Below are 26053 nucleotides of genomic sequence, written 5' to 3'. Positions count from 1 at the left end.
GGCGCGTCCGGCGGCGCGGCGGCGCGTCGACCGGCACGCCCGTCGGCGCGGGCGCCGCGCTGGGCGCGGGCGGCACGAGCGTCGGGCGACCGACGACGACCGACCGCGCCCGGGTCGCGGCCTCCTCCTCGCCCCCGGTGGTCACGGCAGACGCGGGCAGCGCGATGCCGCGCAGGCGGGTGGCGTCGTCGTCGACACCGTCCGCCGGCGCACCCGTCGCGGGGAGGGCGGCCGGCGGCACGTCGTCGGTCAGGTCGAGGGGTGTCACGGGCAGCCGCAGCGCCGCCTCGACCTCCTGCAGGGCGCGCGCGACCGCGACGGCCGACGGGAAGCGTCGCGACGGGTGCTTCGACATCGCACGCTCGAGCACGGTCTGCAGCTGCGGGGGCACGTCCTCGCGCCCGATCGCGGGCAGGGGCGAACGCTCGATGCGCGCGACGAGCTGCTGCGCGCTGTTGTTGCCCCCGGGCAGCTCGAACGGCGAGCGGCCCGCCAGCAGCGAGTAGATCGTCGCGGCGAGCGAGTACACGTCGGACCGCTCGTCGCCGTGCGGGCGCTCGGCCAGCAGCTCCGGCGGCGACCACGGGATCGACATGCCCATCGCCTGCGCCCCGGGGCCGGTCGTGGCGGCGATCCCGAAGTCGGTCAGCGCCGGCCACCCGAAGTCCGTGGTGAGGACGTTCGCGGGCTTGATGTCGCGGTGCAGGATGCCGGCACGGTGCGCCGTCTCGACCGCCGACGCGAGACGCACGCCGATGCGCAGCACCTCGGCCACGGACATGCGCTCGGCGCGGTACCGCTCCGCGAGGCCGGGGCGCGAGCAGTACTCCATGACGAGGTACGGGCGGCCGTCCGCGGCGATCGCCGCGTGGTGGATCGTGACGATCGACGGGTGGTGCGACAGCTGGGCCATGAGGTTGGCCTCGGTCTGGAACCGCGCGCGCACGTCGTCGTCGAGGCTGCCCGCGAGCAGCACCTTGACCGCGACGTCGCGGCTCGGCAGGTGCTGGTGGTACAGGAAGACGTCCGCGAAGCCACCGAGCCCGAGCACGCGGACGTGCTCGTAGCCCGGCAGGTCCGGCGGCGCGGACGCCTCACGACGAGCTGTCACGCGCTGCGCTCCACGGTGAACGTCACGCCGTCGCCGAGGTCGACGACCTCGTCCGTGCCGACGACGCTCGGCTCGCCCGGGTGCAGGCGACGCACGCCCTGGCCCGGGCGCGACACGTGGACGCCGTTCGTCGAGTCGAGGTCGGTGACCACCACGTGCTCGCCCTCGGTGCGCACCTCCGCGTGCGTGCGGGAGATGTCCTGGTTGGGGCTCGGCACGGTCACGAGGCGCGGCAGCTCGCGGTTGGTCACGCGGGCGACCTGCGGCGCGCGGCCGAGCAGCACGGCGCGGTCGAGCGCGACGACCAGCCCCGTGGACAGCACGAGGCGCGCGGGCAGCGGCGCGGGCTCGGGCGCGGGGAACGGCCCGGGCACGGCGTCCTGGCTCCACGTGGGGAGCCGGTCGCGCAGCCGCGCGAGGTCGCTCGACAGGATCGTCATCCCGTCGTGGTCGTCGGCGGCCTCGTCGTCGGGCGCGACGGTCGCGACCGGTGCGACGGCGGCGACGGCGGCCGGGACGTCCGCGGGCGCCGCGGCGGCGGGCTGCGGCTCGGGGTCGGGCGAGGGCCGCGAGGCCGTGCCGACCTGCCACCACGGGGCCTCCTCGGGCGTGGCGGTCGCCGCCGGCGACGGGTCCGCGACCGGCTCGGGCTCGACCTCGGCGGCCGTGGGCCACGCGATCCCCCCGGACCAGGCGTCGTCCTCGCCCGCGGACGCGACGACGGGCGCGACCGGCTCGGGGGCCACGACCGGCTCGGGCGCGGCGACGGGCTCGGGCGCCACGACGGGCACGGCCGGGGCGACGTGCTCGGTCGGGGCGACAGGCTCGACGACGACGGGCTCGACCGCCGGCGCGGGCTCCGCCGCAGCGGCGGGCGCCGGGCCCGCGACGGGCGCCGACGGCACCTGCTCGACGACCGGCTGCTCGTGCGTCAGCGGGGCGGCGTCGGCCGCGGGCTGCTCGGCGTGCACCTGCCCGGTGCGCAGCCCCGCGGCGCGCACCACGCCACCGACCAGCGGCCACCACGAGGCCGCCGGCTCCTGCGCGGCACCGGTGACGAGCACGAGACCGCGCACACCCAGGGCACGGTGCTCGGTCCACACGGCACCGTCGCCGGCGGCGACCTCCTGGACCTCGTCGGCCCCGTGCAGCCGCAGCAGCAGGGGCCCGCGCAGCACGGCGTGCACGGCACCGTCGGCGTCGGTGCGCACGACCGCGAACCGCGGCAGCGACGCGAAGCCGTCGGCGGCGACCACGCCGAGCGCGCCGAGCACGTCGCCGTCGCCGCGCGCGACGCGCCACAGCCCGTCGACCACGTGCGCGGGCGCGTCCGGCTCGACGAGCGCGAGGAAGCCCGCACCGGCGACGGCGGTCCACTGCCCGTCCTGGTACTCGTGGTGGGGCGTCTCGGTCATGCGGGGTCCTCCTGGGCGTGGTCGGGCGTGGTCGTCCGGGGCTGCGGGGCGGTGTCGGCGGGCGCCGTGGACGACGTCCGCGGGACGGTCGCGCCGTTGAGCATCTCGTCCCACAGGTGCGGCCCCAGGTCGGGGGCCGACCGCGGAGCCGTGACGTGCGTCTGCTCGGCGGGCGTCGCGGCCGTCGCGACGTCGACGACGACCGCGCTGACGTTGTCGCGCCCGCCGCGCTCGAGCGCGTGCTGCACGAGCTGCGCGGCCGCGTCCTGGGGGTCGCTGACCGCGGCGACGACGCGTGCGATGTCGTCGTCGCCGAGCTCACGCGTGAGCCCGTCGGTACAGATCAGCAGGCGGTCGGTGACGCCCGCGGGCAGCAGCCAGTAGTCGGGCTCGGGCGGCTCGCCGGTGCCGAGCGCGCGCGTGAGCACGTGCCGCTCCGGGTGGCGCCGCGCGCCGTCGGGCGTGATCTCGCCCGCGTCGATGAGCTCCTGCACGACCGAGTGGTCGACGCTGACCTGCTCGAGAGCGCCGTCGGCCCAGCGGTACACGCGCGAGTCCCCGACGTTGAAGACCAGCCAGTACCAGCCGCCGTCGTGCTGCGTGACCGCGACCCCCGCGACGGTCGTGCCGCCGCGCCGCCCGCCGGTGAACTCGGTGCGGATCCGGGCCGACGTGCGGTCGAAGCACGCGTGCACGTCGTCGGACGTCGCGGACTGCTGGCCGGCCAGCTGCGCGAACTCCTCGACGGCGATCCGGCTCGCGAGGTCACCCGCGTCGTGGCCGCCCATGCCGTCGGCGACGAGGAACACCGGCGGGTACGCCAGCAGGGCGTCCTCGTTCACCTCGCGGACGCGTCCCCGATCCGTCGCCGAACCCCACGACGTGCGCACTGCACCACCCCGTCCTCGCCTGCCAGAGTCATCGGCGCACATGGTGCCTCACCTGAGCGGTGCGGTTCACGTGCGTCCGTCCAGTTCACCCTCAGATGCCCAGCTGGTACACGCCCCAGTACGCGAGCACCACGAGCAGCACCGCCGAGCCCGTCAGCACCCCCACGTCGCGAGGGTCCGCACCACGCCGGGCGCCACGGCGGCACCCGCGTGGTGCACGTCGTGCACGCGCCGGGCCAGCAGCACGGCCGCGAGCACGGCCACGACGCCGAGCAGACGCACCGCGACCCACCCGCCCTGCACGACCCACGCGTTGCGCTCGTAGTCCATCGCGAGCCGTGCGATGGCCACGAGGTACCAGATGAGCGCGAGCACGGTCACGACGCTCGCCGCCGCGAGGGCGGTCAGCCGGGCGGCGACCCCCCGCCCGAACAGCCGCGGGCCGTGCGTCGCGTCACGCGGCGGGGAGCGCCGCCGCGTGGTGCGCTGCACGACCCTGGTCGTGCCGACCGCGGCGCCCGCGAGGAGCATCAGCGCGGGTGCGCCGACGACGAGGCCGAGCAGGACGTCGCCGTCGCGCAGCCACCGCGGCTGCGGCACGGGCCCGGCGACGTACGGCTGGAACGGCTGCGCGCCCGCGACGTGCGGCTCGGCGTCGCGCGTCCCGGGCAGCCCGAGGACCCAGCCGGACAGGTCGCGCAGGAACGTCGGCGCGACCTGCCCGCCCACGCGGATGCCGTGGTCGGCGTCCGCGTAGTAGCGGATCGTCACGTCCTCGTTGCCGGCGGCGGCGACGTCGTCGCGCACCTGCAGGGCGCCTTGCACGATCGGCATCGACGCGTCACCCGTGCCGTAGACGACCAGCACGGGCTGCGTCATGCGCCGTTGCCACGGCTCGACGTCGAAGTCGACGTACTCGAACCCGCCGCCGGGCATGGTCATGCCGACCGCGCGCGGGATCGCCCGGAACACCGCGTCCGGCACGCCCGTGTTGCGCAGGTACGCGTCGACCGCGAACGCGGCCTGCTGCCGCGGCGGCACGACCGGCGACGACACGAGGACCACGCCCTCGATCGCCGGGTCCTCGACCGCCATGACGGGCGCGATCCAGCCGCCCTCGCTCTCGGCGTACACGCTGACGCGGTCCGGGTCGACCTCGGGCCGGTCCCGCAGCAGGTCGACCGAGCGCAGGTAGTCCTGGGCCATCGCGACGTAGTCGCGGTGGCGGGTCGTGTACGTGTCGAGGCGCTTGTCCGGCACCATCGCGACGACGCCGTGCTCCGCGAGGCTGCGCGCCTGGGCGACGAACGCCTGCGCGAACTTCCCCGTGCCGGCACCGTGCACGAACACCACGCCCGGCAGCGGGCCCGGCGCCCCCACGGGGACGCTGATCCGCGCCTGGACGCTCGCACCGTCGAGCGGCACGGTCACGACGACCTCGCGGACGTCGTACGTGCGCAGCGACGGCGCAGCGCCGATCGCGGTGCGCGCCGTCTCGACCTCGATCACCCGCTCGAGCGGCTCGGGCGTCCAGCGCGGACCGAGGACGGCCCCGAGCACGGCGAGCAGCACGACGCCCAGCGCGACGCCCGCGACGACGCGGTACAGGTTCTCGGGGCGCCCGGCGGGCGCGCCGGGGTCACGCCGGCGCACCACACGACGCCAGGTCGACGTGGTGGCGGCCGGCTCGGGTGCGCCGTCCTCCTGGGGTCCGGTCACCGCGGGAGCCACGTCACCTCAGAAGCCCAGCCTGCCGAGCTGCTTGGGGTCGCGCTGCCAGTCCTTGGCGACCTTGACGTGCAGGTCGAGGAAGACGCGCGCGCCGAGCAGCGCCTCGATCTGCGTGCGGGCGCGCGTGCCCACGTCGCGCAGGCGCGCGCCGGCGCGGCCGATGACGATGGCCTTCTGGCTGTCGCGCTCGACGTAGAGGTTGACGCGGACGTCGAGCAGCTGACGGCCGTCGGCGCCCGGGGGCTGCTCGCGCGGCACGATCTCCTCGACGACGACCGCGAGCGAGTGCGGGAGCTCGTCGCGCACGCCCTCGAGGGCGGCCTCGCGCACGAGCTCGGCGACCATGACCTGCTCGGGCTCGTCGGTCAGCTCGCCCTCGGGGTAGAGCGCCGGCCCCTCGGGCAGGTGCCCCACGAGCACGTCCGCGACGACGTCCACCTGGTAGCCGTCCTGCGCGGACACGGGCACGACGTCCGCCCACTCGCCGAGCTGGTCGACCGCGATCAGCTGCTCGGCGAGCCGCGCGCGCGGGACCTTGTCGGCCTTGGTGACGACCGCGACGACGGGCACGCCGGGGCGCCCCGGGGTCGCGAGCCGCGCGAGCTGCTCGGCGATGTAACGGTCGCCGGGGCCGATCTTCTCGTCGGCGGGCAGGCAGAACCCGACGACGTCGACCTCGGTGAGCGTGTCGCGCACGAGGTCGTTGAGGCGCTCGCCCAGCAGCGTGCGCGGACGGTGCAGCCCGGGGGTGTCGACGAGCACGAGCTGCGCGTCGTCGCGGTGGACGATCCCCCGCACGACGTGCCGCGTGGTCTGCGGGCGCCCCGACGTGATGGCGACCTTCTGCCCCACGAGCGCGTTGGTCAGCGTGGACTTGCCCGCGTTGGGGCGTCCCACGAAGCACGCGAAGCCGGACCGGTGCGTCACCGCGCCACCTCCGTCCCGTGGTCCGCGGCCGCGGGCACGCCGCGGCCGGGCGTGGCGTCGTGCGCCGCGCCGTCGTCCGCCGCGCGGTGCACCAGCACGGTCGCGAGCCGCTTGCGGCGCCCCTCGACGCGCTCGGCCTCGAGCCGCAGGCCGTGGATCTCGCCCACCGATCCCGGGAGCGGCACCTTGCCCAGCGCCTTGGCGAGCAGTCCCGCTGCCGTGTCCACGTCCTCGTCCTCCACCTCGATGCCGAACAGGTCCCCCAGCTCGTCGCGCCCCAGGCGCGCCGGGACACGGTAGCCGCCGTCGGGCAGCTCCTCGACACCCGGTGCGCTCGTGTCGTGCTCGTCGGTGAGCTCGCCGACGATCTCCTCGAGCGCGTCCTCGATCGTCACGAGGCCCGCGATGCCGCCGTACTCGTCGACGACGAGCGCGATGTGGCTCGACCCGTCGCGCAGCTCGCGGAGCAGCTCGTCGACCGGCTTGGACTCCGGGACGTAGACGGGCGGGCGCACGAGCGACGACGCGGGCGCGTCGAGCGGGTCGTCGCCGGGCGTGGCGCCGCGGGCGGGGATCCGGCGCACGACGTCCTTGAGGTACAGCACGCCGAGCATGTCGTCGACCGAGTCGCCGACGACGGGCACGCGCGAGAACCCGGAGCGCAGCAGAAGGGCGAGCACCTTGTGCAGCGGCGTGTCCGCGTGCGCGGTGATCATGTCGGTGCGCGGCACCATGACCTCGCGCGTGAGCGTGTCGCCCAGCTCGAGGACCGAGCGGAACATGTCGCGCTCGTCGTCCTCGAAGCCGTCGGACTCGCTCACGCGGTCGACCATGTCGCGCAGCTCGGTGTCGTCGACGCCCGCGGCGGCGACGGTCGGGTCGGCGCGCCGGCCCACGCCGCCCGCGACGGCCGTGACGACGAGCAGCAGGCGCGACAGCGCGGCGAGCACGCCGACGGGGTGCCGCCGGCCCATGCTGCGCGGGCTGACGCGCACGAGCAGGAACGCCACGACCGCGCACGCGGCGATCGCCAGCAGCGCGGTCGCCCACCAGGACAGCGAGCCGGCGCTGATCGCGAGCGTGAGGCACACCGTCGCGGTCATCTCGCCCAGCAGCCGCACGAACGACGCGGCCTGCGCGACCCGCGCGGGGTCGTCCACGAGCCGCCGCACGCGCTCCGCGGCGCCGGGCCGCTCGGCCTCGAGCTCGGCGACGCGCGAGCGCGTGACCCGCAGCACCGCGACCTCGCCGGCCGAGAGCGCGGCGGCCAGCACGATGCCCGCGACCGCGACGGCCACGAGGCCGGCGACGGGGACCCCGGTCATCGCCCGGCCAGGAACGTCAGCAGCAGCTGCCGCTGCAGCGCGAACATCTCCTTCTCCTCGTCGGGCTCGACGTGGTCGTACCCCAGCAGGTGCAGGATGCCGTGCGTCGTGAGCAGCAGCATCTCCTCGGCCGTCGAGTGCCCGGCGGTGCGCGCCTGGGTCGCGGCGACCTCGGGGCACAGCACGACGTCGCCGAGCACGCCGGGCCCCGCGGGCTCACCCTCGCGACCGGGCCGCAGCTCGTCCATGGGGAACGACAGGACGTCGGTCGGGCCGGGCTCGTCCATCCACCGCACGTGCAGGTCCGTCATCGTGGCCGTGTCGACCAGCCGCACGAACAGGTCGGCCTGCGGGTGCACGTGCATCGCGTCCATGACGTACCGGCCGAGCGCGGCGAACTCCGCCTCGTCGACCTCGACGCCCGACTCGTTGCTCACCTCGACGCTCATGCCCCGTCCCACCTCGCGTACGCGTCGATGATCTCTCCCACCAACCGGTGCCGGACCACGTCCTTCGACGTCAGCCGGCAGAACTCGACGTCCTCGACACCCGCGAGGACCTTCTCGACGACCCGCAGCCCCGACGTGGTCGCGCTCGGCAGGTCGACCTGGGTGACGTCCCCCGTCACGACGACCTTGGACCCGAAGCCCAGGCGCGTGAGGAACATCTTCATCTGCTCGACCGACGTGTTCTGCGCCTCGTCGAGGATGATGAACGCGTCGTTCAGCGTGCGCCCGCGCATGTACGCGAGCGGCGCGACCTCGATCGTGCCGGCCTCCATGAGCCGCGGGATCGACTCGGGGTCGACCATGTCGTGCAGCGCGTCGTACAGCGGCCGCAGGTACGGGTCGATCTTCTCGGACAGCGACCCGGGCAGGAACCCGAGCCGTTCGCCGGCCTCGACCGCGGGGCGCGTCAGCACGATGCGGTTGACCCTGCGCGCCTGCAGCGCCTGCACGGCCTTGGCCATCGCGAGGTACGTCTTGCCGGTGCCCGCCGGCCCGATGCCGAACGTCACGGTGTTGCGCTCGATCGCGTCGACGTAGTCCTTCTGGCCCGCCGTCTTCGCGCGGATCGTGCGCCCGCGCGTCGACAGGATGTTGAAGGTCAGGACGTCGGCGGGACGCGCGCCGGAGTCGGCCGTAAGCATCGTCACCGACCGCTGCACGACCTCGGGGCTCAGCGGCGTGCCCGCGGCGGCCATCTCGACGAGCTCGTCGACCAGGCGCGTGACGAGCGCGACGTCGCCCGCGGGCCCCGCGAGCGTGACCTCGTTGCCGCGCACGTGGACGTCGACGGTCGCGAAGCCGTCCTCGATGCTGCGCAGGACCTCGTCGCGCAGCCCGAGCAGCTCGACCATCGACACGTCCGGCGGGACGGTGATGCGGTGCTCGACGCGCGCGTGCCGCGGCTCGGGGACGCTGGCGGTGGGGGTGGGCTCGGCCATGTGCTCGGCGGCTGCCGTGCGCTCCTTCTCTCGTGGGTGGCCCGGCGGCTGCGGGCACGCCTCCATCCTACGGCGCAGGTCCCACGAGGGCCCGCGAGTTCCCGCCGTCGTGGGCCCTTCGTCCCCGGGCGTCCGGGTCGGGGCAGGAGAACACTGGCAGGAGGCCGTCGGGCAACGGAGCCTGACGGGTGCGACCCGGAGGAGGCACCGTGGCCCGCTACGTGAAGGACTTCAGCGAGGGCGACAAGGACCAGAAGGACCTGCTCGGCGGCAAGGGCGCGAACCTCGCCGAGATGACCCGGCTCGGCCTGCCGGTCCCGCCGGGCTTCACGATCACGACCGAGGCGTGCCGCGCGTACCTGCGCACGGGCGAGGTGCCGCCCGAGCTGCGCGTCGAGGTGACGATGGCGGTCCGGCACCTCGAGGACGAGCTCGGCCGCCGGCTCGGGGACTTCCACGACCCGCTGCTGGTGTCGGTGCGCTCGGGCGCGAAGTTCTCGATGCCCGGCATGATGGAGACGGTCCTCAACGTCGGGCTGAACGACGCGTCCGTGCAGGGCCTGGCCGAGCTGTCGGGCGACGAGCGGTTCGCGTGGGACTCCTACCGCCGGCTGATCCAGATGTTCGGACGCACGGTGCTCGGCATCGACGCCGACCTGTTCGCCGACGCTCTCGACAAGGCGAAGGCCGGGCGTGGCGTGACGGCCGACGTCGACCTCGACGCGCAGGACCTGCGCGCGCTCGTCGGCACGTACAAGCAGATCGTGCGCGACGAGTCGGGACGCGAGTTCCCGCAGCACCCGCGCGAGCAGCTCGACATGGCGATCGTCGCGGTCCTGGACTCGTGGGGCACCGAGCGCGCGCGTCTCTACCGCCGCAAGGAGCGGATCCCCGACGACCTCGGCACGGCGGTCAACGTCTGCACGATGGTGTTCGGCAACCTGGGGCCGACGTCGGGCACGGGCGTGGCGTTCACGCGGGACCCCGCGACGGGCCGCACGGGCGACTACGGCGACTACCTGGTGAACGCGCAGGGCGAGGACGTGGTCGCCGGCATCCGCAACACGCTGTCGCTGGCCGACCTCGAGCAGGTCGACCCCGCGGCGTACGCCGAGCTGCGCCAGGCGATGCGCCGCCTCGAGACGCACTACCGCGACCTGTGCGACATCGAGTTCACGATCGAGCGCGGCAAGCTGTGGATGCTGCAGACGCGCGTCGGCAAGCGCACGGCGCCGGCCGCGTTCCGGATCGCGTGCCAGCTGGTCGACGAGCACCTCATCACGATGGACGAGGCGCTCTCGCGCGTGTCGGGCGCGCAGCTCGCGCAGCTGCAGTTCCCGCAGTTCGCACCCGCCCCCGACGGCGCGGCCGACCGCGTGCTGCTGACGCGCGCGATGCCCGCGTCGCCGGGCGCCGCGGTCGGCCGCGCGGTGTTCGACCCCGCGACCGCGCAGGAGTGGGCCGCGCGCGGCGAGGACGTCGTGCTCGTGCGGCGCGAGACCAACCCCGACGACCTGGGCGGCATGATCGCCGCGGTGGGCGTGCTGACGGCGCGCGGCGGCAAGACGTCGCACGCCGCGGTCGTGGCGCGCGGCATGGGGCGCACGTGCGTCGTCGGCGCGGAGGAGCTGGTCGTCGACCAGGCCGACCGCTCGCTCACCGCGCGCGGCCGCACGGTGCGCGAGGGCGACGTGCTCGCGATCGACGGGACGAGCGGCGAGGTGTTCCTGGGCGACGTGCCCGTCGTGCCCTCCCCCGTGCAGCGGTACCTCGAGGACGGTCTGGACGCCGCGCTCGAGGCGGCGCCCGACGACGAGACGCGCGACCTCGTGCGCGCCGTCGACCGGATCCTGCGGCACGCCGACACGACCCGGCGCCTGCACGTGCACGCCAACGCCGACACGGCGCAGGACGCCGCGCGGGCGCGCCGCCTGGGCGCGCAGGGCATCGGCCTGTGCCGCACCGAGCACATGTTCCTCGGCGAGCGGCGCGTGCTCGTCGAGCGGGTCGTGCTCGCCGCGGACGACACGCAGCGGCAGGCCGCGCTCGACGCGCTGCTGCCGCTGCAGCGCGCCGACTTCACGGACCTGCTGGAGGCGATGGACGGCCTGCCGACGACCATCCGCCTCATCGACCCGCCGCTGCACGAGTTCCTGCCGGACCTCACCGAGCTGTCCGTCAAGGTCGCCCTCGCGGCCGAGCGCGGCGAGGTCGACGACGGCGACGTGGCCCTGCTCGCCGCGGTGCGGCGCATGCACGAGGCCAACCCGATGCTCGGCCTGCGCGGCGTACGGCTCGGGCTGGTGGTCCCCGGGCTGTTCGACCTGCAGATCCGCGCCGTGTGCGAGGCGGTCGCGGCACGGCTGGCCGCGGGCGGCGACCCGCACGCCGAGATCATGGTGCCGCTCGTGGGCTCGGTGCAGGAGCTGCGGCTCGTCCGCGAGCGCGCGCTGACCATCATGGTCGAGGTCGGCGCGGAGCGGGGCGTGCCGGTCGAGCTGCCCGTCGGCTGCATGATCGAGCTGCCGCGCGCGGCGCTCACGGCGGACCGCATCGCGACCCAGGCGGCGTTCTTCTCGTTCGGCACGAACGACCTCACGCAGACCACGTGGGGCTTCAGCCGCGACGACGTCGAGGGTGCGTTCTTCGCGCAGTACACCGCCAACGGCGTGCTGTCGGTGTCGCCGTTCGAGACGATCGACGTCAAGGGCGTCGGGCAGCTCGTCGAGACGGCGGTCCGGTTGGGCCGCGCGACGCGTCCCGACCTCACGCTCGGCGTGTGCGGCGAGCACGGCGGCGACCCCGAGTCGATCCGGTTCTTCGACGCCGTCGGCCTCGACTACGTGTCCTGCTCGCCGTTCCGGGTGCCGGTCGCGCGGCTCGAGGCGGGCCGCGCGGCGGTCGAGCACGAGGGCAGCGACTCGCGCTGACCGGCGCGACGGACGGGCTGGATCGCCCTCTCACCGCGAGAGAGCGATCCAGTCCCACCCCACAACCACCGCGAGAGAGCGATCCAGCCCCACCCGACCCACCGCGAGAGCGCGATCCAGGCCCACGCACCGCGAGAGCGCGATCCGACGGCGCACCGCGCCGGGCGGGCTCAGCCCCAGCGGCCGAGCCGGTCGGCGAGCATCGCGAGCGCGACCGGGCCCGCGGTCGACGTGCGCAGCACGTGCGGCCCGAGCCGGCAGGTCAGCGCGCCGGCCCCGGCGAGCGCGTCGAGCTCGCGGTCGCTGATGCCGCCCTCGGGGCCCACCACGACCAGCAGGTCGCCGGCGGCGGGCGGCGTGACCTCGTGCAGCGGTCGCGTCGCGCTCTCGTGGAGCACGACGACGACCCCGCCCGCGGCCACCACGTCGGCGACGTGCGCGACGAGCCCCTTGCCGTCGAGGGCCTGCTCGACGAGCGGCACGCACGCGCGGCGCGACTGCTTGGTGGCCGTGCGCACCGTCCCGATCCACCGTGCGCGGCTCTTCTGCGCGCGGTCGCCCCGCCAGATGACGACCGAGCGCTCGGCCTGCCACGGCACGACCACGTCGACGCCGACCTCGGTCGCCGCCTCGATCGCCATCTCGTCGCGGTCGCCCTTGGCGAGCGCCTGCACGAGCACGAGCCGCGGCGACGGCGCGGGCTCGCGCACGACGTCGTCGACGTCGATCCGCACGCCCTCGGGACCGGCGGCGCGCACGCGCCCGAGCAGCCGGACGCCCGCACCGTCGACGACGTCGACGCGCTCCCCCGGACCGCGGCGCTGCACGACGCCCGCGTGCCGCCCCTCGCTGCCGTCGAGCAGGAACTCCCCGCCCGCGACGACGTCGTCGAGCCGGCCGGCGTCGACGAGGAAGACCGGTGCGCTCACCGGCCGGCGAGCTTGTCGCGCAGCTTGGAGAACACGCCCGGGTGGGCGGCCGCGAGCCGCGCCTCGGGTCGCTCCTCGCCGCGCAGCGCGGCGAGCCGCCGCAGCAGCTCGGCCTGCTCGTCGTCGGCGGGCGTGGGCACCTGGACCTCGACGTGCACGTGCAGGTCGCCGCGACCGCCGACGTGCAGGTGGCCGACGCCGAGCCCCTTGAGCGTGACGACCTGCCCGGGCTGCGTGCCGGGACGCAGGTCGACCTCGCGCTCGCCGTCCAGCGTCTGCATCGTGAGCACCGTGCCGAGCGCCGCCGCCGTCATGGGGACCTGCAGCGTCGCGTGCAGGTCGTCGCCCTGGCGCACGAACGTGTCGTGCTTGCGCTCGCGCACCTCGAGGTACACGTCGCCCGCGGGGCCGCCCGCGGGGCCGACCTCGCCCTGGCCGGTGAGCTTGATGCGCGTACCGGTGTCGACGCCCGCGGGCACGTCGACGGACAGCGTCCGCCGCGAGCGCACGCGCCCCTCGCCCGCGCACTCGGTGCACGGCTCGGGGATGACCGTGCCGAACCCGTGGCACGCCGCGCACGGCTGCGTCGTCATGACCCGGCCGAGGAACGACTGCGCGACGCGCTGCACCGAGCCGCGCCCGCCGCACACGTCGCACGTGCGGGGCGACGTGCCCGGGCGGCAGCACGTGCCGCCGCACGTCGGGCACAGCACCGCGGTGTCCACCTGGATCTCGCGGTGCACGCCGAACGCGGCCTCGGCGAGGTCGAGGTCGAGGCGCACGAGCGCGTCCTGGCCGCGCCGCGCGCGCGGTGCGGGCCCGCGCTGGGCCCCACCGCCGGCGGCGCCGAAGAACGTCTCGAAGATGTCCTGGAACCCGAAGCCGCCGCCCATGCCGCCGCCGGGCGACGACGGGTCGGCGCCCATGTCGTACGCACGGCGCTTGTCGGGGTTGCCGAGCACGTCGTACGCGCGCGACACGTCCTTGAACCGCTCCTCGGTCGCGGCGTCCGTCCCCGCGACGTCGGGGTGCAGCTCGCGTGCGAGCTTGCGGTACGCCTTCTTGATCTGCTCGGGCGTCGCGTCGCGCGCGACGCCCAGGATCTCGTAGTAGTCGGTCACGTGGCGTGGTGCTCGCTTCCTGCTCGTGCGTGGCGTGGACGGGCCTGCGCGGGGCGCCGGACGGCGCGTGCGCGGCGCGCCGTCAGCCCGCGAGGATCCGGGTCAGGTACCGGGCGACGGCACGCACCGCCGCCATGGTCTGGGGGTAGTCCATGCGCAGCGGGCCGACCGACCCGAGCACGGCGACCGACGACCCGTCGCCGCCGTAGCCGCTCGTGACGATGCTGGTCTCGGCGAGGCCCTCGTGCTGCGTCTCGCGGCCGATGCGCACCGCGACGCCCGAGGCGTCCTCGGCCATCTCCGACAGCAGCCGCAGCAGCACGACCTGCTCCTCGAGCGCCTCGAGGACCGGGCCGAGGGTGTGCGCGAAGTCGGCGCCCGCGCTGCGCGCGAGGTGCGAGGCGCCGGCGACGACCACGCGCTCCTCGCTCTCCTGCGCCAGGGTCTCGGAGACCATCGCGACGACGGCGCGCACGAGGTCGCCGCCCGCGGGCGTGAACTCCGCCGCGAGGTCCTGCAGCGCGCCGTCCAGCTCGGCCAGCCGCATCCCGGCGGCCGCGACGTTGAGGCGCACGCGCAGACGCGCGACGACCGACTCGTCGAGGTCCTCGCGGAGCTCGAGCGTGCGCTGCTCGACGCGCCCGGTGGTCGTGATGATGACGACCAGCAGGTGCCGCGCGCCGACGGGCACGAGCTCGACGTGCCGCAGGGCCGAGCGCCGCAGCGACGGGTACTGCACGACCGCGACCTGGTGGGTCAGCTGCGCGAGCAGCCGCACGGCGCGGTCGATGACGTCGTCGAGGTCGACCGCCTCCTCCAGCAGCAGGCCGATCGCGCGCTTCTCGGCCGCCGAGAGCGGCTTGACGCCCGAGAGCTGGTCGACGAACACGCGGTAGCCGAGGTCGGTGGGCACGCGACCGGCCGAGGTGTGCGGCTGGACGATGAGCCCGGCGTCCTCGAGCGCGGCCATGTCGTTGCGGATCGTCGCCGGCGACACGCCGAGCGCGTGCCGCTCGGTGAGCGCGCGCGACCCGACCGGCTCGCGCGTCGCGACGTAGTCCTCGACGATCGCGCGCAGCACGTCCAGCCGACGGTCCTCGCTCATCTCGCCTCCTCCGTCGCCCGTGCGCCCACCCGTGCGGGGGGCGCCCCGCGGCCCGTGACGTAGCACTCGCCCGGACCGAGTGCCAATTCTACGCGGTCCCCCCGGCGGGACCACGGCGAGGCAGCGCGTCACCCGTCACGTCCCGCACGGACCTCCTAGAGTCTCCCGCGTGACCCACGACCGCTACGGCTCCGACGTGCTGTCGTCGGACCGCTCCGCCCCCCGCACCGCGCACCACCGCCCGCCGCGCACGGCGCGCGACCAGCCGGCCGAGCACGGCCTCGTCGTCGAGGACGTCGAGACCGGCTGGGTCGGCGCGGTCGTGCGGGTCGAGAAGTCCGGCGGGCAGCACGTCGTCGTGCTCGAGGACCGGCGGGGCCGCACGCGGACCTTCCGGCTCGGCCCGGGGTTCTGGGTCGACGGCGAGCCCGTCGTCCTCACCGCGCCCGTGACGTCCCGCGCGCCCGCCCGGCCGACCCGCACCGCGTCCGGGTCGGTCGCCGTGCCCGACGCACCGGCGCGCGTCGCGCGCGGGTCGCGCATCTGGGTCGAGGGCAAGCACGACGCCGAGCTCGTCGAGAAGGTGTGGGGCGACGACCTGCGCGTCGAGGGCGTCGTGGTCGAGCTGCTCGACGGCGTGGACCACCTCGCCGACGCGCTGCGCGACTTCCGGCCGAGCGCCGACCGGCGCGTCGGCGTGCTCGTGGACCACCTCGTGCCGGGGTCGAAGGAGAGCCGGATCGCCGCCGAGGCCGTCCGCGGCGTGCCCGCGGGCACGGTGCTGGTGCTGGGGCACCCCTACGTCGACGTGTGGCAGGCCGTGCGCCCCGAGCGGCTCGGGCTCACGTCGTGGCCCACGATCGAGCGCGGCACCGAGTGGAAGCGCGGGATCCTGCGCGAGCTCGGGTGGCCGGCCGCCGAGCAGGCGGACGTCGCGCGCGCGTGGCAGCGGATCCTGCGCTCGGTGCGCTCGTACGCGGACCTCGAGCCGAGCCTGCTGGGACGCGTCGAGGAGCTCATCGACTTCGTCACCGCCTGACACGACCCGGCACGACGAGGCCCGCCCGGGGAGCCCGGGCGGGCCTCGTGCCGTGCACCTTGGCCGTCAGGCCGCGATCTGCCCGTTCGTCACGCGGCGGTACGCGTACGCGGAGAACAGCGCGGCGACCGGGCCGGCGACCAGCACGCCGACGAAGCACGCGATGATGCCCACCACGACGATCGCGATGGCGACGAGCACCACGAGCACCGAGGACCCGACGTTGCGGGTCTGCAGCTGCACCGACTCGCGGATCGCGTCGATCGCGCCGAGGTTGCGGTCGACGATCAGGTGGTAGCCGAAGAACACGAAGTACGTGATGGCGATCTGCGCGAGCGCGCCGAAGAACGGGATGAACGTGAGGACCCCGTTGGCGACCGCGAGCAGCAGACCCAGCACGAACACCTGGGCCACGTGCGAGAAGTCGAACATGTCGGCCAGCGACACCGGACGCCCGGCCGTGACCTTGAGCGCGGTGCCGATGACCGCGGCGCTGAACAGCGACCCCAGCAGGATCGTCACGGCCGTGACGACCGCACCCGCGATGCCGGCCGAGGCCAGCGCGAAGCCGGCGCCGACGCCGCTGCCGTCGCGGCCGATCAGCGAGCCGAAGCCGCCGAAGATGCCCGACACGAGCGACGTCACGACGCTGATGCCGATGAACCACAGCAGCGTGCCGACCAGGAACGTCACCCAGTTCTGACCGAACTTGGAGAACGCCCACGAGAAGCCGTTGCCGATGTCGACCTGGCCCGGTGCCGGCGCGTACGGCTGGCCGTAGGGCTGCTGGCCGTAGGGCTGACCCGCCGGCTGGCCGTACGGCGACGCCGGCGGCGTGGTGCCGTACCCCGGGGGCGGCGGCGTGCCGTAGCCCGGGGGCGGCGGGTAGGCGCCGCCCGGGGGCGGGGTGGGCGCGCCCGGCTGCGGCGCGGCGGGCGGCACGTCGCCGCCCGGCTGGCCGTAGCCCGGCGGGGGCGGCGGCACGTCGCGGCCGTCCTCGTCGCGGGGCGGCACGCCCCCGGTGTTCTCGCTCATCAAGGACCCTCCAGGTCACAGGAAGGGACGTGGGCCGTCCCGCGGGTCAGAGAACCGAAACGCGACAGAACGTGTCAAGTCCAGAAGTCCCGATCCCGCCACGTGCACCCGTCCGCACCTGTACGCTACGCGCGGACTTCACCCCCTGCGACCGGAGCACCCACGTGACCCACCCCGCCGACGGGCCACCGGCCTGGGGCCCGCCGCCACCCGCCCCGCCGCTGCGGCCCGACGAGGAGCGCACGTGGGCGATCCTGGCGCACGTGCTCCCGCTGCTCGGCCTCGGCTTCGTGCCGCCGCTCGTCGTGTGGCTCGTCTTCCGCGGCCGCGGGCCGTTCCTCGAGCACCACGCCAAGGAGTCGCTCAACTTCCAGCTCGCGTCGCTCGTCGCCCTCGCCCTGGCGGCCGTCGTGGCCGTCGTGACGTTCGGGCTGCTGTCGCCCGTGCTGCTCGGCGTGCTCGTGGCGTGGGTCGTGCTCGGCGTCCTCGCGGCCGTCGCCGCGAGCCGCTGGGAGTGGTACCGCTACCCGCTGACGATCCGCTTCGTCCCCTGACGGCGACGCCACCGGTCCGTGGCGGGTCCGGCGAGCGCCGGCACCGGGGCGGACGGCGCGTCAGACGACGAGCGCGCGCACCACGGCGTCGGCCAGCAGCCGCCCGCGACGCGTGAGGACGACCCGGCGCTCGCCGTCGGCACCCAGCGCGGCGCGGCCGTCGACCAGGCCGTCCGCGACGAGCCCCGCGACCGCGGCCCGTGCGGCAGGCTCGAGGTCGGCGACCGGCAGCCCCTCGGCGACGCGCACGCCCAGCATGACGCGCTCGAGCTGCGCGGTGCCCGCGTCGACGAGCTCGCGGCCCGCGGCCGGGCTCAGCCCGCGTCCCAGCCGGTCCGCGTACGCGCGCGGGTGCTTGACGTTCCACCACCGCACGCCGCCGACGTGGCTGTGGGCACCCGGGCCGATCCCCCACCAGTCGTCCCCGCGCCAGTACCCGAGGTTGTGCTGCGACGCGTCCGCGGGCGTGCGGGCCCAGTTGCTCACCTCGTACCAGCGCAGCCCGGCGGCCGTGAGCAGGTCGTCGACGAGCTCGTACTTGGTCGCCTGGTCGTCCTCGTCGGGCAGCGTCAGCTCGCCGCGGCGCACCTGCACCGCCATGCGCGTGCCGGGCTCGACGACCAGCGCGTACGCGCTGACGTGGTCGACCCCGGTGCTCAGCGCGACGTCGACCGAGCGCCGCCAGTCGTCGAGCGACTCCCCCGGCGTGCCGTAGATGAGGTCGAGCGACACCCGCAGCCCCGCGTCGCGCGCCCACCGCACGACGTCCGGGACCCGCGCGGGGTCGTGCGTGCGCTCGAGCGTCGCGAGCACGTGCGGCACGGCCGACTGCATGCCGAACGACACCCGCGTGACGCCGCCCGCCGCGAGGCGCGCGAGCCCCTCGGGCGTCACCGAGTCGGGGTTGGCCTCGGTCGTGACCTCGGCGCCGGGCGCGAGCCCCCACGTGTCGCGCACGCCGGCCAGCAGGCGCACGAGGTCGTCGACCGGCAGCAGCGTCGGCGTGCCGCCGCCGACGAACACGGTCGACACCGCGCGGTGCGGCACGCCCGCGTCCCGCAGGACGCGGTCGGCGAGCGCGACCTCGCCGAGGGCGGTCGACGCGTACGCGTCGAGGCTCGCGCCCCCGCCCAGCTCGGTCGCGGTGTAGGTGTTGAAGTCGCAGTACCCGCAGCGCACGGCGCAGAAGGGCACGTGCAGGTAGACGCCGAACCGGCGCGCGTCGGCACCGGCCGCCGCCGACGCGGGCAGCGCGCCGTCGGGCGGTGCGGGGTCGCCGTCGGGCAGCGCCGGGCTCACGCGGCGCCGCCCTCGACGAGCGCCGTCGCGCTCACTTCTTCTTCGCGTCCTTCGCGTCCTTGCCGCCGCTGCCGCCGTCGGACGAGAGCGCGGCGATGAAGGCCTCCTGCGGCACGTCGACCCGACCGATGGTCTTCATGCGCTTCTTGCCCTCCTTCTGCTTCTCGAGCAGCTTGCGCTTGCGGCTGATGTCGCCGCCGTAGCACTTGGCGAGGACGTCCTTGCGCATCGCGCGGATGGTCTCGCGCGCGATGATCCGCGAGCCGATCGCGGCCTGGATCGGCACCTCGAACTGCTGGCGCGGGATGAGCTCCTTGAGCTTGGCCGTCATCATGACGCCGTACGCGTACGCCTTGTCCTTGTGGACGATCGCGCTGAACGCGTCGACCTGCTCGCCCTGCAGCAGGATGTCGACCTTCACGAGGTCGGCGGCCTGGTCGCCGGTCGTGTCGTAGTCGAGGCTCGCGTACCCGCGCGTGCGCGACTTGAGGTGGTCGAAGAAGTCGAACACGATCTCGGCGAGCGGCAGCAGGTAGCGCATCTCGACGCGGTCCTCGGACAGGTAGTCCATGCCCTGCAGGTCGCCGCGCCGCGACTGGCACAGCTCCATGATCGTGCCGACGAACTCCGACGGCGTGAGGATCGTGGCCTTGACGACCGGTTCGCGGACCTCGCGGATCTTGCCCGCGGGGAACTCGCTCGGGTTCGTCACGACGACCTCGGTGCGGTCCTCGAGCGTGACGTCGTAGACGACGTTCGGCGCGGTCGAGATGAGGTCGAGGTCGAACTCGCGCTCGAGCCGCTCGCGCACGATCTCCAGGTGCAGCAGGCCGAGGAATCCGACACGGAAGCCGAAGCCGAGCGCGACCGACGTCTCGGGCTCGTAGTTCAGCGCGGCGTCGTTGAGCTTGAGCTTGTCGAGCGCGTCGCGCAGCGCCGGGTAGTCGGACCCGTCGATCGGGTACAGGCCCGAGAAGACCATGGGCTTGGGGTCGGAGTACCCGCCCAGCGCCTGGTCCGCGGGCTTGGCCGCGTTCGTCACGGTGTCGCCGACCTTCGACTGGCGCACGTCCTTCACGCCGGTGATGAGGTAGCCGACCTCGCCGACGCCCAGGCCCTTGGTCGGCACGGGCTCGGGCGCGATGACGCCGATCTCGAGGAGCTCGTGCGTCGCGCGCGTCGACATCATGACGATGCGCTCGCGCGGGTCGAGGCGGCCGTCGACGACACGGACGTAGGTGACGACGCCGCGGTAGGTGTCGTACACGGAGTCGAAGATCATCGCGCGGGCCGGCGCGTCGGCGTCGCCGACCGGCGCCGGCACGGTCTGCACGATCCGGTCGAGGAGCGCCTCGACGCCCTCGCCGGTCTTGCCGGACACCTTGAGCACGTCGGCCGGGTCGCCGCCGACGAGCCCCGCGATCTCCTCGGCGTACTTCTCGGGCTGCGCGGCCGGCAGGTCGATCTTGTTGAGCACGGGGATGATCTGCAGGTCGTTCTCGAGCGCGAGGTAGAGGTTCGCGAGCGTCTGCGCCTCGATGCCCTGCGCGGCGTCGACGAGCAGCACGGCGCCCTCGCACGCGGCGAGCGAGCGCGAGACCTCGTACGTGAAGTCGACGTGGCCGGGCGTGTCGATCATGTTGAGCGCGTACGGCGTGCCGTCGAGCTCCCACGGCATGCGCACGGCCTGCGACTTGATCGTGATGCCGCGCTCGCGCTCGATGTCCATGCGGTCGAGGTACTGCGCGCGCATGGCACGCGCCTCGACGACGCCCGTGAGCTGCAGCATGCGGTCGGCGAGCGTCGACTTGCCGTGGTCGATGTGCGCGATGATGCAGAAGTTGCGCAGCAGCTCGGGCGCGGTCGCCGACGGGCGGATCCGCGCGGCGGCGGTGGCGGACGGGATGGGCAACTCGGCGTTCTCCGGCTTCTGGACGGGCTCGACGGGCGCTCGCGCCGACGGCACTCGAGCACGCGCGCGGCGTGATCACGACGGTCGGTGGCGGCCCCGGCCCTGTCGGGGTGTCGGTGGCGGGCAGCACCATGGTCCCATGACGGACGCCCTGGGCCACCCACCCGTCGCGACGACGGCCGTGCTGGCGGATCTGCAGGACCGGTTCCTCGCGTCGGTGCGCGAGGTCGACGCCGAGGTGCGCGTGCCGTGGTGCGGCCGCTGGCGCGTGCGGAACCTCGTCGAGCACCTGGGTCGGATCCACCACTGGGCGGCCGGGCAGGCGCGCCGCCGCCAGGAGACGCCGCTCGGTCGCGGGCCGTTCGTGCTCGACGCGTTCTACGCCGCGCAGGCCGCCGAGCTGCGCGAGACGCTCGCCGGGCTCGACCCCGACGCGCCCGCGTGGACGCTGGACGACTCCGGCGTCGTGCGCTTCTGGCACCGCCGCCAGGTGCACGAGACGCTCGTGCACCTGTGGGACCTGCGCACGGCGGGCGGCCTGCCGCTCGACGTGGCGCCCGCGCTCTGGGCCGACACGGTCGACGAGGTCGTCGCGGTCATGCACCCGCGCCAGGTGGCCCTGGGGCGCGCACCCGGGCTGCCGGGGCGGGTGCGGCTCGTGGCCGACGACGCGCACGGCACGTGGGACACGACGGCGGCACCCGACGCGCCCGCGGAGCCGTCGGTCGTCGTCCACGGGCCCGCCGAGCGGCTCGCGCTGCTGCTGTGGGGCCGCACGACGCCCGCCGACGACGCGCTGGCCGTCACGGGCGACCGCGCCGCGCTCGACGCGGCGCTCGCGGGTCGGATCACGCCGTGACGCGCGCCGAGGAGCGGCCGGTCACGCCTCGCGCGTGATCCGCACCCGCACCACGAGGTCCTGCGTCTGCGCGCCCGCGTAGATGCCGCGCAGGGGCGCGACGTCGTCGTAGCAGCGTCCGCGCGCGAGGACCACGTGGTGCTCGCCCGCCGGCACGCGGTTGGTCGGGTCGTAGCCGTACCACTCGCCGGCCCACCACTCGACCCACGCGTGCGACTCCCCCGTGACCGTCGTCCCGACCTCGCCCGACGAGTCCGGGTGCAGGTACCCCGAGACGTACCGCGCGGGCACGCCGATCGCGCGCAGCGCACCGAGCGCGAGGTGTGCCATGTCCTGGCACACGCCCGTCCGGCTCGCCCACGCCTCGGCCGCCGGCGTGTGCACGGTGGTGACCCCGGGGATGTACTCCATCTCGTCGCGCAGCGCGCGGCACACCGCCTCCGCGGCCGCCGCCGGCTCGAGCCCCTCGGCCGCGGACCGCGCGAGCGCGACGACGTCGTCGGGGACGTCGGTGGCGTCGGTCGTGCCGAGGTGCTCCGCGAGCCGGTCGCGCACCTCGGGCCCGTGCAGCACGTCCCACGCGACCGACTGCGACGGCGCCGCGCGCTCGGCCACCTCGACGACGTGCTCGGCCGTCAGCACGAGCGAACGGTGCGGCGCGATCACCTCGAACGCGGTGACGTGCGTGCCCCAGTAGTCACGGAAGTCGTGCGACCACGTCTGCGGCTGGATCTCGAGCCGCGTCTCCAGCACCGACTGGCCCGGCAGCGACAGCGGCGTCATGCGCGCCTCGTTGTACGACGCGACGACCGGGTCGGCGTACCGGAACGTCGACGTGTGGACGATCCGCAACCTGCTCACAGCGCCTCCCCGACCCACGTCAGCTCCGCCCCGGACGGGAAGTACCGCGCTCGGATCGCGTCGGACGCCGCCGAGCACGCCCGCTGCACGAGCTCCATCTCGCGCGGGAGGTCGTCGAGGACCTCCAGCAGCGGCCGGTACTCGAGGTTCGAGCGCACGTGCCCGATGTGCCGGCGCGCGTCGTCGATGCCGGCGCGGTCCGCGACGGGCTCGAGCGCCGTGAGCGAGGCCTCCGCCTCGTTGAGCGCGTACACGATGGACCGCGGGAACAGCCGGTCGAGCAGCAGGAAGCCCGCGGCACGCTCGTCGGACGCCGTGCCGCGGTACGTCCGCAGGAACGCCTCGTGCGCACCGCACGAGCGCAGCAGCGTCGACCACCCCGGGCCGGCGGACCCGAGCAGCGCGCGCGTCGTCAGCAGACGGGCGGTCATGTCGGCGCGCTCGATCGCGCGGCCCAGCACCAGGAAGTGCCACGTCTCGTCGCGCGACGTGGTGGACTCCACGATCCCCGCGACGATCGCGGCCCGCTCGCGCACCCACGTGAAGTAGTCGTGCGGTCGTGCCGGCCGCATCTGCGAGGGCAGCTGGTTCCAGCTCGCGTTGAGGCACTCCCACAGCTCGGTCGAGACGATCTCGCGCGCGCGCCGCGCGTTCTCGCGCGCCGCGACCAGCGCACCGGCGATCGACGACGGCGAGAACCTGTCGTACCCGAGCACGTCGAGCACGTGCTCGCGCCCCACCTCGACGTGGTCCGGCGGCGCCGGGCGGTCCATCACGGACAGCAGCGAGCGGCAGGCCAGGTCCTCCTCGGCCCACGGGTCCTCGAGCAGGATCTGCACGTGGACGTCGAGCAGGCGCGCGGTGTCGTCGGCGCGCTCGACGTAGCGGCCGATCCAGAACAGCGACTCCGCGATGCGGCTCAGCACGTCGTCCCCCCGACCGCGAGCGTCTGCTGCTGCTGCATGACCTGCACGCGCCGGTCCGACGGGTTCGAGTCGATCGGGACCGACGCGTCCTTCGGCACGGTCTGCGGCACCGTCTGCCCCGTGCCGGGCGCGCGGCGCGGCACGCGCCCCCCGAGCACCCAGGTGTCCTTCGACCCGCCGCCCTGCGACGAGTTCACGACGAGCTGCCCCTCCGGCAGCGCGACGCGCGTCAGCCCGCCGGGCAGCACGTAGACCGACTCGCCGTCGTTGACGGCGAACGGCCGCAGGTCGACGTGCCGGGGCCGCAGACCGTCCTCGACGAGCGTGGGCACGGTCGACAGCTGCACGACCGGTTGCGCGATCCAGCCGCGGGGGTCCTCGCGGAGCCGCCCGCGCAGCTCGTCCAGCTCGGATCGCGTCGCCCGCGGCCCCACCACGAGCCCCTTGCCCCCGGAGCCGTCGACGGGCTTGACCACGAGCTCGTGCAGGCGGTCGAGGACCTCCTCGAGCGCGCCGGGGTCCTCCAGGCGCCACGTGTCGACGTTCGGCAGGATCGGGTCCTCGCCCAGGTAGTACCGGATGAGGTCGGGCACGTACGTGTACAGCAGCTTGTCGTCCGCGACCCCGTTGCCGACCGCGTTCGCGAGCGTCACCGTGCCGAGGCGCGCGCACGTCATGAGGCCGGGGCAGCCCAGCAGCGAGTCCGAGCGGAACACGACCGGGTCGAGGAACTCGTCGTCGACCCGGCGGTAGATGACGTCGACGCGGCGCCGGCCCCGCGTCGTACGCATCCACACGCGCCCGCCCGCGACGTACAGGTCGCGTCCCTCGACGAGCTCGACGCCCATGGTGCGCGCGAGCAGCGTGTGCTCGAAGTACGCCGAGTTGTACACGCCCGGCGTCAGCACGACGACCGTGGGGTCGTCGACGCCCGCCGGCGCCGCGGCCATGAGCGCGGCGAGCAGGCGCCGCGAGTAGTCGACGACCGGCCTGATCCGCAGTGTCGCGAACAGCTCGGGGAACGTCTGGGCCATCGCGCGGCGGTTGGACAGCACGTAGCTGACGCCCGACGGGACGCGCACGTTGTCCTCCAGGACCCGCCAGCCGCCGAGCGAGTCGCGCACGAGGTCGATGCCCGACACGTGCACGCGCACGCCGTTGGGCGGCTCGACGCCGCGCGCGGCGCGGTGGAAGTGCGTCGAGGACACGACGACCGAGCGCGGCACGACGCCGTCGGCGACCGCCTTCTGCGGGCCGTACACGTCGGCGAGGAACGCCTCGAGCGCACGCACCCGCTGCGAGACCCCGGGCGCGACGTGCTCCCACTCGTCACCCGCGAGGACGCGCGGCACGACGTCGAGCGGGAACGGCCGCTCCTCGCCCGCGAAGTCGAAGGTCACGCCCTGCTTGAGGTACGAGCGCGCGAGCGTGTCGGCCCGGGCCCGCAGCTCGCCCGCCGAGAGCTGCGCGAGCGCCGAGTGCACCTGCCGGTACGCCGCGCGGGCCTCGCCCTCCGGCCCGATCATCTCGTCCCACGCGGTCCCCGCCGGGTAGTCGTCGAAGAGGTCCGCCATGCCGCGAATGTAGCCGGACCGTGTCAACGTCGCGTTACGGGACGCACCGCTCACCCCTAGGCTCCTGGACGTGCGCACCGGACGACTGGCGGGACTGCTGCGGCAGGCCACGCGTGCCCTGCTCGCGCCGACGCGCGAGCGGGCGCCGCAGACCCGACCCGGCCCTTCCGCGCCGTCCGCGGGAGGCGCTGCGACCACGCCGTCGGGCGGGGGCGTCCGACCCGCGTACGCGCCGCGCGACGACGGCCGGCCCGACCCCGGCGAGGTCGTCTGGACGTGGGTGCCCTACGAGGAGGACGCCACGCGCGGCAAGGACCGCCCCGTCCTCGTGCTGGCCGTCGAGGGCCCCGTGATCGTCGCGCTCATGCTCACGAGCAAGGACCACGACCGCGACGCCGCGGACGAGGCACGGCACGGCCGGACGTGGCTCGACGTCGGCACGGGCGCGTGGGACCCCCGCGGGCGGCCGAGCGAGGTCCGGCTCGACCGCGTGCTGCGCCTGCCCGCCGACGCGGTGCGCCGCGAGGGCGCCGCGCTCGACCGGCGGCGCTACGACGCCGTGGTGCGCGCCGCCGCACGGCTGCACGGCTGGTAGCATCGTCAGTTGCGTGTCCGCTCCGGGTCGGTGTGGACACACGCGCAGGCCTTTCCCGAGGGTGTCCCCACGCCCCAGTCCCGGCGCTGCGCACGCCCTCTACGACCTGTCAGATCGCTTCGGCGAACACAAAGAGAGTCCACACGTGGCGAACATCAAGTCCCAGATCAAGCGCATCCGCACGAACGAGAAGGCCCGGCTGCGGAACAAGGCCGTCAAGTCGGAGCTGAAGACGTACGTGCGTCGCGTCCGCGAGGCCGTCGCCGGTGGCGACAAGGAGGCTGCCGCGACCGCGCTCACGGTCGCCTCGCGCAAGCTCGACAAGGCCGTGTCGAAGGGCGTGATCCACGCCAACCAGGCCGCGAACCGCAAGTCGGCGCTCGCGAAGGCCGTCAACGGCCTCTGAGCCCGCTGCGCAGCTTCCACCTGCGCGCACGGTCACCTCGCGGTGACCGCACGAACGCCGGG

23 protein-coding genes are annotated in these 26053 nt (G+C 74.8%); 6 read left to right on the top strand and 17 right to left on the bottom strand.

Annotated features, from left to right (window positions below):
• The 8 genes from CS2_RS12075 to CS2_RS12040 form a co-directional block, all read right to left on the bottom strand.
• A partial coding sequence (locus tag CS2_RS12075; protein WP_070320178.1) for a serine/threonine-protein kinase occupies positions 1-1111 on the bottom strand: 1111 nt, incomplete at its 3' end.
• The gene (locus tag CS2_RS12070; protein WP_070320177.1) at positions 1108-2526 is read right to left on the bottom strand and encodes an FHA domain-containing protein; all 1419 of its coding nucleotides are present in this window, start codon (positions 2524-2526) and stop codon (positions 1108-1110) included. The genes CS2_RS12070 and CS2_RS12075, both read right to left, overlap by 4 nt.
• Complete coding sequence (locus CS2_RS12065) at positions 2523-3368, bottom strand: PP2C family protein-serine/threonine phosphatase (RefSeq protein ID WP_233421165.1); 846 nt, start codon at positions 3366-3368, stop codon at positions 2523-2525. The genes CS2_RS12070 and CS2_RS12065 overlap by 4 nt, the downstream gene beginning before the upstream one ends.
• Positions 3369-3569: 201 nt before the next feature.
• Positions 3570-5135, bottom strand: a complete 1566-nt coding sequence (locus tag CS2_RS12060) for an alpha/beta hydrolase family protein (RefSeq protein ID WP_307416947.1) — start codon at positions 5133-5135, stop codon at positions 3570-3572.
• 18 nt (positions 5136-5153) lie between these two features.
• Positions 5154-6074: a GTPase Era gene (era, locus tag CS2_RS12055; protein ID WP_070320175.1), complete on the bottom strand. Its 921-nt coding sequence runs from the start codon at positions 6072-6074 to the stop codon at positions 5154-5156.
• Complete coding sequence (locus CS2_RS12050; protein WP_070320174.1) at positions 6071-7399, bottom strand: hemolysin family protein; 1329 nt, start codon at positions 7397-7399, stop codon at positions 6071-6073. The genes era and CS2_RS12050 overlap by 4 nt, the downstream gene beginning before the upstream one ends.
• Entirely contained in the window at positions 7396-7848 is a 453-nt protein-coding gene (ybeY, locus tag CS2_RS12045) for an rRNA maturation RNase YbeY (protein WP_046528661.1), read from the bottom strand. Before ybeY ends, CS2_RS12050 begins: the two co-directional genes overlap by 4 nt.
• Entirely contained in the window at positions 7845-8846 is a 1002-nt protein-coding gene (locus CS2_RS12040) for a PhoH family protein (RefSeq protein ID WP_046528662.1), read from the bottom strand. Before CS2_RS12040 ends, ybeY begins: the two co-directional genes overlap by 4 nt.
• 209 nt (positions 8847-9055) lie before the next feature.
• Here CS2_RS12040 and ppdK point away from each other — a divergent pair, with 209 nt between their 5' ends.
• The gene (ppdK, locus tag CS2_RS12035) at positions 9056-11776 is read left to right on the top strand and encodes a pyruvate, phosphate dikinase (RefSeq protein ID WP_070320173.1); all 2721 of its coding nucleotides are present in this window, start codon (positions 9056-9058) and stop codon (positions 11774-11776) included.
• 170 nt (positions 11777-11946) lie between these two features.
• On the opposite strand, the gene CS2_RS12030 is transcribed toward ppdK, so the two are convergent.
• The 3 genes from CS2_RS12030 to hrcA all read right to left on the bottom strand — a co-directional run bounded on the left by CS2_RS12030 (position 11947) and on the right by hrcA (position 14931).
• Positions 11947-12705 carry a 16S rRNA (uracil(1498)-N(3))-methyltransferase gene (locus CS2_RS12030; protein WP_070320172.1) on the bottom strand — a complete coding sequence of 253 codons (759 nt, stop codon included), beginning with the start codon at positions 12703-12705 and terminating at the stop codon, positions 11947-11949.
• Entirely contained in the window at positions 12702-13826 is a 1125-nt protein-coding gene (dnaJ, locus tag CS2_RS12025) for a molecular chaperone DnaJ (protein ID WP_070320171.1), read from the bottom strand. Before dnaJ ends, CS2_RS12030 begins: the two co-directional genes overlap by 4 nt.
• Before the next feature lie 82 nt (positions 13827-13908).
• Positions 13909-14931, bottom strand: a complete 1023-nt coding sequence (gene hrcA, locus CS2_RS12020; RefSeq protein WP_070320170.1) for a heat-inducible transcriptional repressor HrcA — start codon at positions 14929-14931, stop codon at positions 13909-13911.
• Positions 14932-15100: 169 nt separating this feature from the next.
• On the opposite strand from hrcA, the gene CS2_RS12015 reads away from it, so the two are divergent.
• The gene (locus CS2_RS12015) at positions 15101-15970 is read left to right on the top strand and encodes a DUF3097 domain-containing protein (protein WP_070320169.1); all 870 of its coding nucleotides are present in this window, start codon (positions 15101-15103) and stop codon (positions 15968-15970) included.
• A 66-nt stretch (positions 15971-16036) separates the two neighbouring features.
• Here the strand turns inward: CS2_RS12015 and CS2_RS12010 are convergent, their stop codons facing one another.
• Complete coding sequence (locus CS2_RS12010; RefSeq protein WP_070320168.1) at positions 16037-17005, bottom strand: hypothetical protein; 969 nt, start codon at positions 17003-17005, stop codon at positions 16037-16039.
• Positions 17006-17169: 164 nt separating this feature from the next.
• Here CS2_RS12010 and CS2_RS12005 point away from each other — a divergent pair, with 164 nt between their 5' ends.
• Positions 17170-17559, top strand: coding sequence for a DUF4870 domain-containing protein (locus tag CS2_RS12005; RefSeq protein ID WP_046528669.1), 390 nt, complete (start codon positions 17170-17172; stop codon positions 17557-17559).
• 60 nt (positions 17560-17619) lie between these two features.
• On the opposite strand, the gene hemW is transcribed toward CS2_RS12005, so the two are convergent.
• The gene (gene hemW / locus CS2_RS12000; RefSeq protein ID WP_070320167.1) at positions 17620-18858 is read right to left on the bottom strand and encodes a radical SAM family heme chaperone HemW; all 1239 of its coding nucleotides are present in this window, start codon (positions 18856-18858) and stop codon (positions 17620-17622) included.
• 31 nt (positions 18859-18889) lie between these two features.
• Positions 18890-20770, bottom strand: a complete 1881-nt coding sequence (gene lepA, locus CS2_RS11995; RefSeq protein WP_046528671.1) for a translation elongation factor 4 — start codon at positions 20768-20770, stop codon at positions 18890-18892.
• Between the two features lie 139 nt (positions 20771-20909).
• Here lepA and CS2_RS11990 point away from each other — a divergent pair, with 139 nt between their 5' ends.
• Entirely contained in the window at positions 20910-21629 is a 720-nt protein-coding gene (locus tag CS2_RS11990; protein WP_070320166.1) for a maleylpyruvate isomerase family mycothiol-dependent enzyme, read from the top strand.
• Between the two features lie 21 nt (positions 21630-21650).
• On the opposite strand, the gene CS2_RS11985 is transcribed toward CS2_RS11990, so the two are convergent.
• Genes CS2_RS11985 through CS2_RS11975 form a run of 3 tightly spaced genes read right to left on the bottom strand, consistent with a single transcriptional unit; the run spans position 21651 to position 24990 of the window.
• Complete coding sequence (locus tag CS2_RS11985) at positions 21651-22490, bottom strand: transglutaminase family protein (RefSeq protein ID WP_070320165.1); 840 nt, start codon at positions 22488-22490, stop codon at positions 21651-21653.
• The gene (locus CS2_RS11980; RefSeq protein ID WP_046528674.1) at positions 22487-23416 is read right to left on the bottom strand and encodes an alpha-E domain-containing protein; all 930 of its coding nucleotides are present in this window, start codon (positions 23414-23416) and stop codon (positions 22487-22489) included. Before CS2_RS11980 ends, CS2_RS11985 begins: the two co-directional genes overlap by 4 nt.
• Positions 23410-24990 carry a circularly permuted type 2 ATP-grasp protein gene (locus tag CS2_RS11975; RefSeq protein ID WP_046528675.1) on the bottom strand — a complete coding sequence of 527 codons (1581 nt, stop codon included), beginning with the start codon at positions 24988-24990 and terminating at the stop codon, positions 23410-23412. Before CS2_RS11975 ends, CS2_RS11980 begins: the two co-directional genes overlap by 7 nt.
• Before the next feature lie 70 nt (positions 24991-25060).
• Here CS2_RS11975 and CS2_RS11970 point away from each other — a divergent pair, with 70 nt between their 5' ends.
• Together CS2_RS11970 and rpsT are read left to right on the top strand one after the other, a co-directional pair.
• A complete protein-coding gene (locus CS2_RS11970) occupies positions 25061-25585 on the top strand; it encodes a type II toxin-antitoxin system PemK/MazF family toxin (RefSeq protein ID WP_233421163.1) in 525 nt (174 codons plus the stop codon).
• A 145-nt stretch (positions 25586-25730) separates the two neighbouring features.
• A complete protein-coding gene (gene rpsT, locus CS2_RS11965) occupies positions 25731-25991 on the top strand; it encodes a 30S ribosomal protein S20 (protein WP_046528676.1) in 261 nt (86 codons plus the stop codon).
• Positions 25992-26053: the final 62 nt, after the last annotated feature.

This window comes from Cellulomonas iranensis NBRC 101100 = JCM 18110, assembly GCF_001552375.1.
In the GTDB taxonomy this organism is placed as follows: Bacteria; Actinomycetota; Actinomycetes; order Actinomycetales; family Cellulomonadaceae; genus Cellulomonas; species Cellulomonas iranensis.
Note: the sequence above shows the minus strand (reverse complement) of the source record. Positions and strands in the feature narration are given on the sequence as shown.